The sequence below is a fragment of the Psychrobacter sp. DD43 genome (assembly GCF_904846555.1).
Classification (GTDB): domain Bacteria; phylum Pseudomonadota; class Gammaproteobacteria; order Pseudomonadales; family Moraxellaceae; genus Psychrobacter; species Psychrobacter cryohalolentis.
The window spans coordinates 17,929-33,505 of sequence record NZ_CAJHBE010000026.1 but is presented as its reverse complement, the minus strand read 5'-3'; the positions used below and the strand labels follow the sequence as shown (position 1 = coordinate 33,505).

General features: G+C 42.7%; 11 protein-coding genes and 3 tRNA genes. 8 read left to right on the top strand and 6 right to left on the bottom strand.

Annotation, left to right across the window (positions count from 1 at the left end):
- Nucleotides 1-509: 509 nt before the first annotated feature.
- Together hemF and ribA are read right to left on the bottom strand one after the other, a co-directional pair.
- Entirely contained in the window at nucleotides 510-1,520 is a 1,011-nt protein-coding gene (gene hemF, locus JMX89_RS12015; RefSeq protein ID WP_201532299.1) for an oxygen-dependent coproporphyrinogen oxidase, read from the bottom strand.
- Between the two features lie 18 nt (nucleotides 1,521-1,538).
- Entirely contained in the window at nucleotides 1,539-2,213 is a 675-nt protein-coding gene (ribA, locus tag JMX89_RS12010; protein ID WP_201532300.1) for a GTP cyclohydrolase II, read from the bottom strand.
- A 563-nt stretch (nucleotides 2,214-2,776) separates the two neighbouring features.
- On the opposite strand from ribA, the gene dxs reads away from it, so the two are divergent.
- Together dxs and JMX89_RS12000 are read left to right on the top strand one after the other, a co-directional pair.
- The gene (gene dxs / locus JMX89_RS12005; RefSeq protein ID WP_227673093.1) at nucleotides 2,777-4,819 is read left to right on the top strand and encodes a 1-deoxy-D-xylulose-5-phosphate synthase; all 2,043 of its coding nucleotides are present in this window, start codon (nucleotides 2,777-2,779) and stop codon (nucleotides 4,817-4,819) included.
- A gap of 368 nt (nucleotides 4,820-5,187) precedes the next feature.
- Complete coding sequence (locus JMX89_RS12000; protein WP_011512618.1) at nucleotides 5,188-6,015, top strand: inositol monophosphatase family protein; 828 nt, start codon at nucleotides 5,188-5,190, stop codon at nucleotides 6,013-6,015.
- Nucleotides 6,016-6,063: 48 nt separating this feature from the next.
- On the opposite strand, the gene JMX89_RS11995 is transcribed toward JMX89_RS12000, so the two are convergent.
- Both JMX89_RS11995 and JMX89_RS11990 read right to left on the bottom strand, forming a co-directional pair.
- On the bottom strand, nucleotides 6,064-7,503 hold the full coding sequence (locus JMX89_RS11995; protein ID WP_133103850.1) for a WS/DGAT/MGAT family O-acyltransferase: 1,440 nt from the start codon (nucleotides 7,501-7,503) through the stop codon (nucleotides 6,064-6,066).
- A 46-nt stretch (nucleotides 7,504-7,549) separates the two neighbouring features.
- The gene (locus tag JMX89_RS11990) at nucleotides 7,550-8,374 is read right to left on the bottom strand and encodes a thiazole synthase (protein WP_011512620.1); all 825 of its coding nucleotides are present in this window, start codon (nucleotides 8,372-8,374) and stop codon (nucleotides 7,550-7,552) included.
- Nucleotides 8,375-8,536: 162 nt separating this feature from the next.
- Here JMX89_RS11990 and gspE point away from each other — a divergent pair, with 162 nt between their 5' ends.
- Complete coding sequence (gene gspE / locus JMX89_RS11985; protein WP_201551681.1) at nucleotides 8,537-10,105, top strand: type II secretion system ATPase GspE; 1,569 nt, start codon at nucleotides 8,537-8,539, stop codon at nucleotides 10,103-10,105.
- 22 nt (nucleotides 10,106-10,127) lie between these two features.
- Here the strand turns inward: gspE and JMX89_RS11980 are convergent, their stop codons facing one another.
- Both JMX89_RS11980 and JMX89_RS11975 read right to left on the bottom strand, forming a co-directional pair.
- Nucleotides 10,128-10,649: a RidA family protein gene (locus JMX89_RS11980; protein WP_201551679.1), complete on the bottom strand. Its 522-nt coding sequence runs from the start codon at nucleotides 10,647-10,649 to the stop codon at nucleotides 10,128-10,130.
- A 146-nt stretch (nucleotides 10,650-10,795) separates the two neighbouring features.
- Complete coding sequence (locus JMX89_RS11975) at nucleotides 10,796-11,506, bottom strand: DUF4442 domain-containing protein (RefSeq protein ID WP_201551677.1); 711 nt, start codon at nucleotides 11,504-11,506, stop codon at nucleotides 10,796-10,798.
- A 287-nt stretch (nucleotides 11,507-11,793) separates the two neighbouring features.
- Between JMX89_RS11975 and JMX89_RS11970 the strand changes: the two genes are divergently transcribed.
- The 5 genes from JMX89_RS11970 (at nucleotide 11,794) to JMX89_RS11950 (ending at nucleotide 15,370) form a co-directional block, all read left to right on the top strand.
- Nucleotides 11,794-13,251 carry an McrB family protein gene (locus JMX89_RS11970; RefSeq protein ID WP_227673092.1) on the top strand — a complete coding sequence of 486 codons (1,458 nt, stop codon included), beginning with the start codon at nucleotides 11,794-11,796 and terminating at the stop codon, nucleotides 13,249-13,251.
- A gap of 57 nt (nucleotides 13,252-13,308) precedes the next feature.
- Complete coding sequence (locus JMX89_RS11965) at nucleotides 13,309-14,760, top strand: McrC family protein (RefSeq protein WP_227673091.1); 1,452 nt, start codon at nucleotides 13,309-13,311, stop codon at nucleotides 14,758-14,760.
- A 248-nt stretch (nucleotides 14,761-15,008) separates the two neighbouring features.
- Nucleotides 15,009-15,085, top strand: a tRNA-Pro gene (locus tag JMX89_RS11960).
- Between the two features lie 92 nt (nucleotides 15,086-15,177).
- Nucleotides 15,178-15,254 (top strand) — tRNA-Arg (locus tag JMX89_RS11955).
- Nucleotides 15,255-15,294: 40 nt separating this feature from the next.
- A tRNA-His gene (locus JMX89_RS11950) sits at nucleotides 15,295-15,370 on the top strand.
- The last annotated feature ends 207 nt before the right edge of the window (nucleotides 15,371-15,577 follow it).

Below are 15,577 nucleotides of genomic sequence, written 5' to 3'. Positions count from 1 at the left end.
ATTGAATAGGTCACGGTTTATTTCACTAAATGAATTGATTATAAACATTGTATCGGTTTTATCTAAGATTGACTATAGATACAATTTTAAAAGAATACAGTGCTACTGGGAGTAATTATTCGCAGCCTCTGTCTGCGTAGGCACGGTAAGCAAGAAAAATTGATACCAGTAGTACCTTATAATTTTTGTATTTCTTTTATTCAAGACTGACTATATAAATTGCCGTCCTAAAAATTATTATTACTTATTTTGAATAATGCTTTATTTAAAATAAAAAAGGTCAGCATAATTAGCTGACCTTTTTAACAATAAAATGATTTATATCAAAACCAATAAATACTAGTAAGTTATAGTCAATTCCAAATAAAACAGATACGTTATGTTCCAACGCAGTACTAGTATAAATTTTTCTGGCGTGCTGTGCCTACGCCGACAGAGGCTGCGTAAAATTCATCCCAGTCCTACTGTATCGCTTTAATACTGAACTCACTATATTATGCCAATCCCGATTATAAAGTCAACCAATCACGCGGTTTTAGGTAGAAGTCAGTCAACTCAAACTCAGGCGTGCCCTGATCTGGTTCAAAGCGATAGTGCCAACTGGCAAGCGGCGGCATACTGACTAAGATAGATTCAATACGCCCATTACTTTGTAGACCAAATAGAGTGCCGCGGTCATAAACGAGGTTGTATTCAACATAGCGACCTCGGCGATAGAGCTGAAATTCACGCTCTGCTTCAGTATAGGGCACATTTTTACGCTGCTCAAAAATTGGCAGAATACCTTCAAGGTAGCCATTACCGACCGCTTGCATAAATTTAAAGCAGGTTTCAAAATCCCAACCGCGACTTTCAGTATTGACGTCATCATAAAACAAGCCGCCGATACCGCGCTGCTCATCACGATGACGTAAATGGAAATACTCGTCGCACCATTGCTTGAAATCAGGATAAATACTATCGCCAAAAGGTGCACAGAGGTCATGACAGACTTGATGCCAATGCACGCAGTCAGCAAGCACAGGATAAAATGGCGTTAAATCAAAACCGCCGCCAAACCACCAAATAGGGTCTTTGCCTTCTGCTTCGGCAATAAACAAGCGTACATTGGCATGACTAGTGGGAACGTGAGGGTTTTTGGGGTGCACAACAAGAGATACGCCCATTGCCTGTGCTTTACGACCAGCAATGTCAGGATGACGCGCAGTTGCTGAAGCAGGCAGGTTTTGGACGTGTATATGACTAAACATAACGCCGGCTTTTTCTATCACTTCACCGTCTGCCAATACGCACGAACGACCACCGCCACCTTCAGGGCGCTCCCAATCGTCAGGGACAAAGGTAGCGGCTTTCTGCGCACCAGTGCAGCCATCACTTTCTTGCGCTTCTAGAGCTTGGCAGATACGCGCTTGCAAATCGACTAGAAACTCACGCACGCGCATGATGTCATGATGGCTTGGTGTTGTTGTTGCATTGGTGGCCGACACATTGATATCGTTATCTATATTTGGAATGCTCATAAAATATCTGATTATTTGCTATTTATTAAGGTGTAGGGTGGTATTGAAATCTGTGTCTAATAGATGACCCATACGATCGCGCTTGGTCGCTAGATATTCAGCATTCATATCATTCACCCCAACGACTAATGGCACCCGCTCAATGACATCGATACCATGCTCGGTCAAGTAAGCGACTTTACTAGGATTATTGGTGATAAGGCGCACAGCATCAACGCCTACATGAGCAAGCATGGGTCCACACATATCATAGATACGCGCATCAGCAGGCAACCCCAACATAAGGTTGGCATCTAGAGTGTCGTGACCTTGATCTTGTAAGGCGTAAGCGCGGATTTTATTGGTCAGACCGATGCCGCGTCCTTCTTGACGCAGATATAAAATCGCCCCGCAGCCCGTTTTTTGTATCGCATCCATAGCGGTATTTAGCTGTGGTCCGCAATCACATTTTAAAGAGCTAAAAGCGTCACCAGTTAAGCACTCAGAATGAATTCTTATTAACGGAATAGAGCGTTCTGATAAAGCATCATCTTTTTGATTTAAGATGCTGTCGGCAATATCCGTTTGATCAAACACAGGTAGACCTACCGTCAGCATCACATGCTCTTGACCCTCATCATTTTCAAAGATATGAATATCAAACTCGCCGTGACGAGTAGGCAATTTGGCGCTAGTAATAAATTGATATGACATTAATGCCCTGCATAAGCTGATCATCGTGGCGCTAACTGTCTGACATAGCTTTATTATAATAGCTAAGTTCTTGTAAGCTAGCGGGTTTGCAAGATAGTATGCTAATTATATTTATTATAAAAACCACAAATTATAAAAACACACAAAGTTCACAGACGACGCACGATGATTAAAGCGACAATTAAAAATAAATGCTATTATGCCATACTATTTTGACGGATACAGTGACAAGTCTTTGCCCTTACATTACTATGTCGTCACTAACGTCCGGTATGGATACAAAATAATAAGGCATAATAGCCATTATTATGACCTTTGAGGCAGCTATTAGAGCAGTCTTTAGGGTTGTCATTGAACGTTATTATCTTTATATCAAATAGCGTATTTTGGGTTATTGCAGCGATAAAAGCTGTATCACTAATTGTATAGTCGATGCCATCCCTTGTATTAGCAATGATACAAATGATGGCATGGCTATTATTAACGCCACTTAGACTATTGCTATTGCTAGACCTTGTCTAAGGTAGCATCTGGTCAGCAGATTGGTAGGTATCGTACGTTTTATGCAGCAGTCACCTCATTCCCCACAGTCTCAGTCATTATCTGCGTCAGCTGTTGATTCTGCTGTACCGCTATCAAAACTGCAACAAACGTATGCAGTGATTCCACGTGAGCGTCCACAGACGCCATTGCTCGACAGTGTGGATAGTCCTGCTGATCTCAAGAATTTTAGTAGTGCTGAGCTGATTACTTTAGCCGATGAGCTAAGGTTGTTTGTATTGTATTCAGCAGGTCAAAGCGGCGGTCATTTCGGTGCCAATTTAGGCGTGATTGAATTGACTATTGCGCTACATTATTTGCTAGACACCCCGCAAGATCAGATCGTTTGGGATGTGGGTCATCAAGCGTATGCGCACAAAGTAATGACAGGTCGCCGTGATCAGTTAGGCACTATCCGCTCTAAAACTGGCTTAACGGCTTTTCCCGAACGTGCCGAATCTGTCTATGATACCTTTGGGGTTGGGCATTCATCAACGTCCATCTCAGCCGGTTTAGGCATGAGCTTAGCGCTACGCTATCAAGGGCGCGCGCAGACGGTTGCCTGTATTATCGGCGATGGGGCGATGACAGGTGGCATGGCGTTTGAAGCGATGAATGACGCGGTGCAACAAGACGCTGATTTGATGGTGATTTTGAATGACAATGACATGTCTATATCCTGCTCGATCGGTGGCTTTTCACGGCATTTAGCAATGCTTTGGGAGTCAGGGTATCAAGTTGATATCTCTGATGCAGGCGAGCCAATATTATGTCAACGCCCTGATATGCAAGCCTTTGACCGACGTAAGCGTCATAAAGAGCAGCGCGATGTACCGCAATTAGAAGACAATCTATTTAAGGCGATAGGCTTTACCTATTTTGGTCCTTTTGATGGTCATAATATTCCTGAGCTGCTACGTGTATTGTCGCTTGCCAAGCAAGTCAAAGGTCCAGTTCTGGTCCATATTTATACTACCAAAGGTAAAGGCTTTGCGCCTGCTGAATTAGACCCAGTCGGCTATCATGCTATTAGTAGCTTACCTGCTGAAGATAACGCACCAAAAACTGAAAAAGCAGCGATTAAACCTTCCTTAAAGTACTCGCAAGTATTTGGACAGTTTTTATGTGACAAAGCGGCACAAGATAAGAAGCTGCTCGCCATTACCCCAGCGATGGAAGAAGGCTCAGGGATGATTGAGTTTGCTCGTCAATTTCCAGAGCGTTTCTTTGATGTAGCGATTGCTGAGCAACACGCTGTGACGTTGGCGGGTGGCATGGCAACACAAGGTGTAAAGCCGATTGTGGCGATTTACTCGACGTTTTTACAGCGTGGGTATGATCAGCTTATTCATGATGTTGCTTTGCAAAACCTTGATGTGATGTTTGCCATTGATCGCGCCGGTCTAGTTGGTGAAGATGGTGCTACGCATGCAGGGGTGTTTGATTTTGCCTTTTTACGCTGCGTGCCCAATATGCTGATTGCAGCGCCAAAAGATGAAAACGAATGCTATCATTTGCTCAATACTTGTTATGAATACCAAGGTTGTACCGCAGTGCGCTATCCGCGCGGTGTTGGCACTGGCGCAACTATTACGCAGCCTGCGCAAATTTATAATATTGGTGAAGCGGTTATAGAGTCGGTACTTGGTACAGACGATGCACCCAAGAAACTGGCATTATTGGCATTTGGTACGATGGTCGAAACGGCTCAGAAAGCCGCAGGAATGATTGCGAAATACCCTTTATCAGCATCAAGCTGTCAGCTGCATGTGGTCAATATGCGTTGGGTGAAGCCTTTAGATACAAACTTAATTGAAACTCTAATTGAGCAAGGTGTTACTCATATAGCGACTTTAGAAGAGCATATGATCATGGGCGGCGCGGGTAGTGCGGTCAATGAATATTTATTAAATGAATCGGCTGCTTTTAAAATCCATCGTCCAGCTATCTGCAATATAGGTATCCCTGATCGGTTTGTAGCGCATGGCTCTCAAGCAGAACAGCTAGCAGATTGTGGTCTAGATGTGGAAGGTGTGTTCAATCAGCTCCAAAACTTATTATCTTAACTGATGTGGCTTAAGGTTTAAAAGACGATTAATCATCTATCTGCTACATTATAAAAATAATAAATACCCATAGTCCGTAAAAAGTTGATAAAATAGCTGTGTAAAAAATAAAGCTGTATTTTTGTGCCAAGATATCGCCTGCTTGCCGTAGGTGTGAACTATTTGACAATTTGAGCGGTGCGACTAATAGCAACCAAATATTGTGGTTTGCTATGTGGCTTTATTTTTCATTGATTTTATAAGTAGTGTTGGTGCTATAAGTATCTCTTACTTTACATATTTTTTTTATTAATAAGTATCTATCGATTGGTACTTATAAATTAATATTTATCTAGTAATATCCATTTATCAAACAAGCAGGTTATTGTATGGAACCCATGGTCGTCATCGCAGCGCGTGCTGCTGAAAAAGTCGGTAAAGAAATTTTGTACGCGCATCAAAACCGCCACAAAATTGAGTTGGATATCGAGTCAAAAGGACTAGATGGTCTGGTTACTCGTATTGATCGCTTTAGTGAAGAGCTGACGATTGAGACGCTAAAAGCCAGCTATCCAAATCATTCGTATTTGGGTGAAGAGTTTGGTATGCAGGAAGGTCGCGGCGAAGATGCTGACTGGTGCTGGATTATCGATCCACTAGATGGCACTAAAAACTTCGTTCATGGCGTACCACAGTTCTGTGTGTCTATTGCCGTACAGCATAAAGGTGTGACTCAGCATGGTGTTATCTATGATCCTGTCCGTGATGAGATGTTCTCTGCTAGCCGTGGTAAAGGCGCGCGTTTAAACCAACGCCGTATCAGTGTGAGTGAGCGTAAAACGATCGATGGTGGTTTATTTACTACTGGGCATCCTCTTGAGCGTAAGCGCAATGGCGAAGTTATCTCATATGCCAAAGAGCACTACGAAAGCCTACAAAAAATCACTGAAGCGGGCGGTCAAATCCGTCGTTTAGGCTCAGCTGCTCTTGATTTATGTTATGTGGCTGCTGGTCGCTTTGATGGCTACTTTGAGATGTCAATCAAGCCTTGGGATATCGCAGCAGGCGAGCTTATTGTCACCGAAGCACGTGGCGTGGTCGTTGATCATACCGGCGCACACAATTCGATGACATCAGGCTCTATCTTTGCTTGTAATATAAAACTGCTAAAACCTTTGATGCAAGTGGTTGTGCCAGCATGGGGCGATGCGCTTTAATCGTCCCCTTTTAGATAGCTAAGTATGACAAACAAAAAGCTGGTTCCGTTACGGAGCCAGCTTTTTTGTTTTACCATTATCTTTATAGCCACTTTTATCTTCAACTGTAATACCATTGAATTCAAGCTCTTTACTAACCTTTTCAAGCAGCTGCAACTCTTCTTCTATCAGCATCAGCATATCTTGCACATGAGGTAAGACCTTGCTACAGGCAGTAATACCAAATTCAATCTTATCCAAATAACTTGCCAGCGTAATATTCATCGCTTGCCCGTTGAAGACAATCGAGGCAGGGTACAAAGATTGTAGGCGCGCACCATTCCAATACAATGATTTTTCGGAGCCTGGCACATTTGAGATAATCAGGTTAAAGGCTTGTTTTTTAGGAAACAAACCAGTCGCCAGATTAATCCCTTCCCATGCATAAGACACCACACTGTAGTTAATAACTTGCGCTTGATTCATACGTCTAAAACGGCGTTTTCCATTGTTCATACTGCGATGAATTAGCTTGATTCTACTCAATGGATCATCCAGATGAGTACCCAGATTGGCAAGGACAAATGACAGCTGATTGCCCGCGACACTATCGTCAGTTCGTAAAGACATGGGCACGAACGCAATCAGAGGCTTGCTAGGTAGTGCATCCATCGAAATCAAATAACGCCGGATAGCACCAGCACAAACGGCTAGTACTACATCGTTTTTGCTAATATTAATACGCTCAGCAATATCATTGAAGCGCTTAATATCATAAGATTGTGCCGCTATGCGCCTCGATGCTGAGATGCGTCTGTTTAGAATACTTCTCGGCGCATCAAAGGTACTGACATAGCTGTCGTCATTATAATTTTTAAAATTATCCAGTAATTCTGTGAACACAGGCTTAATGGTAGATACTTGCTCTTTTAGGATGCGTAAAGCGGAGCGCTCTTTGGGCAAGATAGCATCGATCTGATTGCGATGGCGTGCCATTAATGACCAAATAGGCAAAGTAACCGGCTCATTGGGCGATTGTGACAAGGATTTTTTGACCAAACGCATGGCAGCGATGCCATCAACCAGCGAGTGATGGATTTTGAAATACAGCGCAAAGCGCTCTGGGCTACCTTCGCTCTCTGGCTGAATGCCTTCAATCACATGGCATTCCCACAGGGGCATAGCACGGTCCAATAGACGACCATGCTCTCTTGAAACATACATCAAAAGTTCACGCACACGGGCGGGCTTGGGTAGGGCGACATGATGCAAGTGGTGCTCAACATCAAAATTTTTGTCTTTTTTCCAAAATACCATATGCTCAAGTACTTGGTTGAACGGAAACGTTGGAGGTACATCAGAGTCTTGCATCTGCTTTACAAGCTGATGAACAAAACTGATATCGGCATCCTCTGGTAATTCAAATAAAAATAGACCTCCAACATGCATGGGTTGTTTACGCGACTCAAGAAGTAAAAACAACTGGTCGACTGCTGTAAGAAGTCGCATAATAAATCCTTTTATAATGAAAAATATAATCACCTAACCTTTAATACTACTGAAAAAAGTATCCCGTCTGTGGTGAGCTGGCAGTTGCCATTTTGCGCATCGGCATACGACCCGCCAAGAAAGCCTGACGACCTGCCCATACCGCATGCTTCATTGCTTGAGCCATCATCACAGGATTTTGCGCATTGGCAATGGCTGAATTCATTAGTACGCCATCACAGCCAAGTTCCATGGCAATCGCGGCATCAGAAGCTGTACCGACACCAGCATCAACCAATACGGGTACTTTCGCATTTTCAATAATCAAGCTTAATGTATGGCGATTGAGCAAACCAAGACCAGAGCCAATCAGACTACCAAGTGGCATAATTGCCACGCAGCCCATACTCTCTAATTCTTGAGCAACGATAGGGTCGTCCGAGGTATATACCATGACCTCAAAACCGTCATCAATCAACACTTTTGCCGCTTTGAGTGTTTCCATCACATTAGGGTATAAGGTTTTTTCGTCCCCTAATACTTCAAGCTTAACCAGATTATGCCCGCCTAATAGCTCGCGAGCAAGCTTACAAGTACGAATCGCCGTTTCTGCATCAAAACAACCCGCTGTATTTGGCAAAATAGTGTATTTATCTGGTGAAATGACATCAAGCAAATTGGGCTCATTGCTATTTTGACCGATATTGGTACGACGAATAGCGACCGTCACTATCTCTGCTGCTGACGCGCCGATGGCGGCACCCGTTTCAGTCATATCTTTATACTTACCCGTACCGACCAATAATCGAGAAGAAAAAGTACGACTGCCTACCGTAAAAGTATCTTGCAAAAGGGGTGTCGATTGAGTGGCAGTGCTAGTGTTATCTGACATAACTGAAAATCCTAATGGCGAGTAAAACAAAATGCTATTATAACAAAATCATGCAATCTTACTTGCAGTCTTTTTGAGTTGAGCCAGTTAAGAATAATACATTTACCATGCTTTGATACAAGTTTTTTTCTGAGTTTTTCTTTATCTATTAGGTCGTTTTTTATGATGCAACTGCCGTACAGTTTTGCAAAACGCCATCAAATTTTGGTTATTCTAGCCATTGATCCTGAGCTGCCACCGACATTGCTATTGACCAAGGTGACGCCGCTTTCAGCAATCAATGAAGCGGTGCGATTTTTACAGCAGCAAGGCATACGCGGTGTGCCAATATATGAAAGTGTCAGCTCGGAAGATTTTGAGAAACGCATGAATGCCGCTTATGCAGGTAACACTGGCGAGTCACAGCATATCGCCGCTGGCCTTGAAGACCATCCTGATCTTGATAGCTTGGCAGATAGCGTGCCTGAAACTGAAGATTTGATGGACCAACAAGACGATGCGCCTATCATTCGTCTGATTAATGCATTGTTGTCCGAAGCGATACGTCTAAACGCCTCAGATATCCATATTGAAACCTTTGAAAAACGCTTGGTCGTTCGCTTCCGCGTCGATGGTGAGCTTAAAGAAATCATCACACCAAAACGTCAATTAGCGCCGTTATTAGTATCGCGTATTAAAGTGATGGCAAAACTGGATATCGCTGAAAAGCGCGTGCCGCAAGATGGGCGTATTAGCTTGCGCTTAGCGGGGCGCGAGGTTGATGTGCGGGTATCGACATTGCCGTCAAGTTTTGGTGAGCGTGTGGTCATGCGCTTACTAGACAAGCAAGCAGGTCGCTTGAATATGACTTATTTGGGGCTATCTGATAATGATTATAGTGAGCTTAAGCGCTTAATCCATCGTCCGCATGGCATTATATTAGTGACAGGACCGACAGGCTCGGGTAAAACCACCACGCTATATTCGGCATTGACTGATTTAAATGATCAAACCCGTAATATCTTGACCGCTGAAGATCCGATCGAGTTCCAGCTCGATGGTATTGGGCAAACGCAGGTCAATAATAAAGTCGATATGACCTTTGCTAAGAGCTTGCGTGCAATGTTGCGTCAAGACCCAGACGTGGTCATGGTGGGTGAAATTCGCGATTTAGAGACAGCAGAAATCGCTGTACAAGCGTCTTTAACAGGGCATTTGGTCTTATCAACCCTACATACCAATACCGCTATTGGAGCGGTTACGCGCTTGCAAGATATGGGCGTTGAGCCGTTTTTATTATCATCATCATTGATAGGCGTGGTCGCCCAGCGTTTGGTACGTACGTTATGTACACATTGTCATGATTGGCAAATAGCTGACCCTGAACAAGCCAAATTGTTTACTGAGATTGGTATTCAATCAATGTCTGACAATATTGCAACTAACAATGCTGCTGATAATCTGACAGATAAAGATATTAAGCTACCTAGAGCAGTCGGCTGCGATAAGTGTAACCAATCAGGCTTTAAAGGGCGAACAGCGATATATGAAGTGGTGCCCGTTGATGATGCGCTGCGACGCATGATTCATAGCAATACCGCCGAGTATGAGCTAGAAGATTACGCCCGCCAAAAGACACCATCGATTCGTGCTGATGGTTTGCGTAAGGTAATCGCGGGACGTACGACATTAGAAGAAGTGCTACGCGTGACCAAAGAAAGCGCCCTACTTGAGGACGCTTTGATTGTTTAGAGTAATATTTTTAGAGAAATTTTTATTTGACAGCGATACATTCAACTTCAACGCTGGCACCTGCCGCTAGCTCTGCGACACCAAAAGCTGAACGGACGGGATAAGGCTTTGCCAGTTCAGCTTTATAGATTTTATTGAAGTCATTAAAATCGTCCATATCGGTGAGCATCACCATACACTTAACGATATCTGACTTTTGGTAACCATATTTTAATAACGTGGTATTGATATTATCCAGTGCTTGTTTGGCTTCGGCTTTAACACCGCCTTTGACCAGCTTGCCATATTTAAAGCCAATCTGACCAGACATATACAAAGTATCGCCGACACGGACTGCTTCTGAGAAAGGATAATTGCCGCCGTCACCTAAAAATACAGGGCTAGACTTAGTGATAGTTGCTGCATGATGTGTATGAGTTGAAGTTTTCTCGGGTGCAGCAGTGGCACTAACGGTAAATCCTAATGTACAGATACTGATGAGAAAAGCCTTGGATAAATTAGTAAGCGCTGTTTTAGAAGTAGCTTTAGAAATCATTTTGGACATCATTGTCTCCTTATTATAAGTTTATAAATCACTGCTATACGAAGTGCGCTATAAAAATGCTTTAAAATGGATAGCGCACTACTTTACGTATTCTTAATATATTAGTTATCTTAAACAGCCTCATCATTATCAGCTGATTGATTGTCTTACTTAGTTTCTACTTTTGCGTCTGTTTCTACTACTTTGGTATGAGACTCAGTATCAGCCTCTGCCGACTTTTCATTAGCTTTGCCTTGACGACGCGCTTCTAACTCGGACTTGGGTATCCAAGCCCATGTCATCTCGACTACGATTGGGTCGCGATCACTGTCCGACTCACGGTCATGAATGACACATGGAATAATCATTTCGCCTTTCGGAGTATTTAAAATATCTAAACGCTGCTCATCAGATAAGCTTGCGATGGCAGCCATTTGTCCTTTTTTAATCGGTCGATAGAAATTCACCGAATAAGACTTAATCAATAGTACACGATCAGCAGGTAAGTTTAAGCCTAAAATGAATCCCGTTGCCGTTTCAGCAAGTAAAGTAATGGCAACTGCATGCACGGAGCCGATATGGTTTTGCACCGCTTTGGTATTATTTAAACTGACCACCACTTGGTTTGGCTCGACCGTTTCATAGTAGATACCCGTTGTGCCCACATAAGGTACTACCTTACCAAATGCTTTCGATAAAATGCTCGAACGTGCACCAGCAGGTAAATATTTGGTGATAGATAACAGTTTGGTAAATTGATTGCTGATTGGTTTAAGCGTGCTATTGGTTTTTTCGACTGCAGGTTTTGTGTTCTCAGAGACTTTGGCTGGCAGTTTATTGGTCCGTTTGATCGGGAGTTTTTTTAATAATCCTGACATACAATATTCCTCATTTAAGTGGGATTTACAATGCTAATGATACTAGGGTTAAAAGGCTCATGTTATAAATGAGTCACCGAATAGGCTTTATGCTAGCAGCTATTTTAGTTATGGTACATTAACTGCTCAGTCGCTACTATTATTACCATGTACTGCTGCGCTTACAAAATAACAGTGACGTAACGGCATCTTAGGCGTTAGTAATTTAAGCACTGATACCCTGTAGAGCGAGCAACTGTAATGATAAAATGCTAGCGCTTTTTTATACTTTTTTGCTGGATAATGTTATGCCTGATATATGTGATGATAAGCCAACCAATATTATTTATACGGGCGTCGCGGGTACCGGTAAAACCTACCGATTGCTCCAAATTGCTAAAGAATATACGGACTATCTGCCTAGAGCCAATAATGAGGATTTACTCAAGCAGTTATTGCAAGAATTGAACTGGCGTGATGTGGTGTGTTTAATATTTTTAGATTTTCAATCGCAAAAACAGGATTTAGTAAAAGTACCTGAAATCGTCAATCATGAGTTTTTTATCGCCAAAGCATTACAAAACGCACGTGAGAAAAATTTAAGTAATACAGCGTGGTCTGTATTGCAAATGCACAGTCCAACCAGCTCACAGACGGTTGCGTATAAAAATAGAGCCAGCCAAGCGTACTTTGATAAAGACCCTAGCGGTGCGTGGTATTTACTGCCTGACAGCCTGATGCTATTAAGCGAATTGTCAGAGCAATTGTCAGAATTTCAGCAGGCGCAGTATGATAATAGTGCTAGCCAAAATGAGAGCTTTAGCCAGCAGCGCTTTAGTATGGTCAGTTTCCATCAAGCATATGGCTATGAAGAGTTTGTCGAGGGCATTCGCCCAGTAATGGCAGCGTCTAATCAGTCGAATAACAGCTCATCTCAAATGAGCTACGCCATTACTGATGGCACCTTTTTAAAGCTCTGTCAGCGCGCGTCAGATAATCCTCAGCAGCGTTATGCGATGCTGATTGACGAGATTAATCGTGCCAACGTCTCACGGGTTTTTGGTGAATTGCTTAGCCTTATTGAACCTGATAAACGAGCGGGTACGCCCAATGCGATGACAGTAAGTTTGGCATACTCTGGGCGAGCGTTTAGCGTGCCTGCCAATGTTGATATCTATGCCACCATGAATACCCAAGATCATTCGTTAGCGCCACTAGATATGGCACTGCGTCGTCGTTTTCGCTTTATTAACTGTCCGCCGCAGCCTGAGCTATTACCGATTATCAACCTCAATAAAGGATTAGAAATAGTCGACGAAGCGGAGTCCATCAATGTAGCCAAAGTATTAACGGGTTTAAATCATCGTATTAGCCAAACGTTAGGGATTGAGGCGCAAATGGGTCATGCATTTTTATTCTCCGTGCATAGTCTTGAGCAGTTACAAATGGCACTTACTGAGCAAATTATTCCACAATTAGCCCAAGCAGCTGGTGGGCAAGTGGCTGTCCTACAATATATTTTTAGAGATGAACAGCAGCCAATATCGGCGCAATTTATTCATGATAGTCAAACGTTAATACATAACGGTATGTCCACTCAAATGGCTAGCGAGAATGGTATAGCTTCTCAAAACTCCATGTTTGCAGGACAGCAATCCTATTTTACTCAATCTATAAATGCCGGCAGTTATGCAATTAATACTGACCTTATTGCCAATACTGGCAAGTTCACCCAGCTTGCCGTCTATCAGCGCTTATATCCATGAGGATGTTAATCGGTGGTAAATAAGGATAAACAAACTCAAAGCTCTGAAATGAATATCATGACGGTATTTGAACATCAGCGTTTAATAGCGTCTAATTTCTTGTACGACTCTGATTTTCAGTGGCTGATAACCCAAGAGCTGTCAGTATTTAGTATTAAACGCAAGCAAGGACAGTGGCAACTCAAGGTTGGACATTATATTGGCGTTATTGTACTGCCTAGTGGCATGACTCTTGAGATACTGCCAAAATTTATCGCAAACACTGCTAGCAACTCTATTAAGCAGCCATATCAGTCAAATGAATCGCCAGTAGATACGGATATTTTACAAACCCGTCACTGGGTACAAAATATGCTGTCAGACCTAATGAATAGTAACTATAACAAATCGCCTCACAGCAAAAATTTTGGGCAATTCAGCCGCCAGTTGACAGCGCTGCCAGTCACCACATTGCCTTTATCAGATTGGCTCAGTATGCAGCTTTTGCAGCGTTTAACGAATTATCAACCAACGAAACAGTATCAAACCCAAATCCATAATCAAACAGCACTGCAAGGTCGCTTAATCATAAAAGAGCAATTAAGTCATAACAGTATGCAGCCACATAAATTCGTTTGTGAGCGCAGTATGCTGAGCCAAGACATGCTAGGCAATCGAGTCATTAAGAGCGCATTAACGCTGCTGATGCCTTTGTTGTCTCAATCAAATCTGCTTTTGCATTTACAGCCGTGGCAACAAGTGTCTGTCCTACATCAGCATGAAATACGCCAGCTAGAGTCGATATACCTTCAAGCAAAGCGTGAGCTTGCTATTCAGCCGCTGCAAGTAAAGCAATTACAAGCCGCTCAGCAACTGGTAGATTTCGCTTATTGGCTGCTTAGTCAATCAAATATGGAAATCGGTCATAGTATTAATGCACCAAAACCATTTGGTAGTAGGTCTACACCGCCACGCTTATGCTTACTGATAGATATGAATCAAGCGTTTGAGCAATGGGCAAGCCAGCGTATTGCTTTGTCTTTTCAGCAATTAAGCGACGACTATAAACCATTATTCCAAGCGCAGCGTGTTTGGCTTAATGATGCAGAAGGGCAGGCGTGTTTGTCTATTCGCCCTGATTTATTGATTTATCGCCAGATGCGTTCGAATACTAAAAATAAAGAGAAGCATGATGATGCTTTACCAATAAAGAATTTAGGAGCAAATCCATCATCAGAAAAGCAAGCAGGTCAATATAGTCACGTGATCGATATTAAATGGAAGCCTTTAGCGCATGCCAGCGCCATTAGTGCCAGCGACGCTTACCAACTGAGCAGCTATGCGCAGGCGTATCAAGCAGAGCAAGTCTGGCTGGTATATCCAGTACAAGACAATCAAAGACGAGCGGTTGTACTAAAGCAAGATACTCAGGACATATACAATAGTGAAAATGCACCCTATGCTCAGTTATGGCTGATACCTTTTAATGTGCTTACAGGTATGATAAACACTGACTTGCTTCCGATATAAGATTTAGTATAATATGCGCTTAGCTCATGAGGCACTATGTTGAGTAGCGCTTGTTGTCGACGCTCAGTTTATAAGAAATAAGCCTTTTTTAAATAATTTAGCAGTTATTTCAAATTAATTAAAAATAGGTGTTGACACCATCGGCGTTTCCCCTTAATATGTGCACCTCGATAGCAAGGAACGTTAGCCAGTTAGTGGCATTGCCAACAACCAGTTAATCAACAAACTATCGTGTTAATAGAGAATTTCGGAGTGTGGCGCAGTTTGGTAGCGCATCTGGTTTGGGACCAGAGGGTCGTAGGTTCGAATCCTATCACTCCGACCATCTATTTAAGAGCCTTACAGGCTTTTTTTTATGTATAATGGTTTGGTTTCTTGTATATCAAGCGGACCAAAATATGTAAAAGTCTTCTAAGAGCGCCTGTAGCTCAGTTGGATAGAGCATCTCCCTTCTAAGGAGGTGGCCGCAGGTTCGAATCCTGCCAGGCGCACCATTTAGCCTGCATATATTGCCGAATTTTGGCAACAGTTATGGCGGTTGTAGCTCAGTTGGTAGAGCCCCGGGTTGTGATCTCGGTTGTCGTGGGTTCGAGTCCCATCAGTCGCCCCATTTTTTTGCTGTATCCCTTCTATTTATATCTATATTAAAATCATTTAAAAAAAGCCGCTGCCATTTCTGGCATTTTTTTGTACCTGTCTATTTTATATCTTTTTTGCCTCTGTGATAGTCCTAAACCTTTTAAATCGCTCATGATCTAACAGTCTACTGGCATTTTTTATCATTTTTTTATGATACATATTGTGTCGTAAGGGCTTT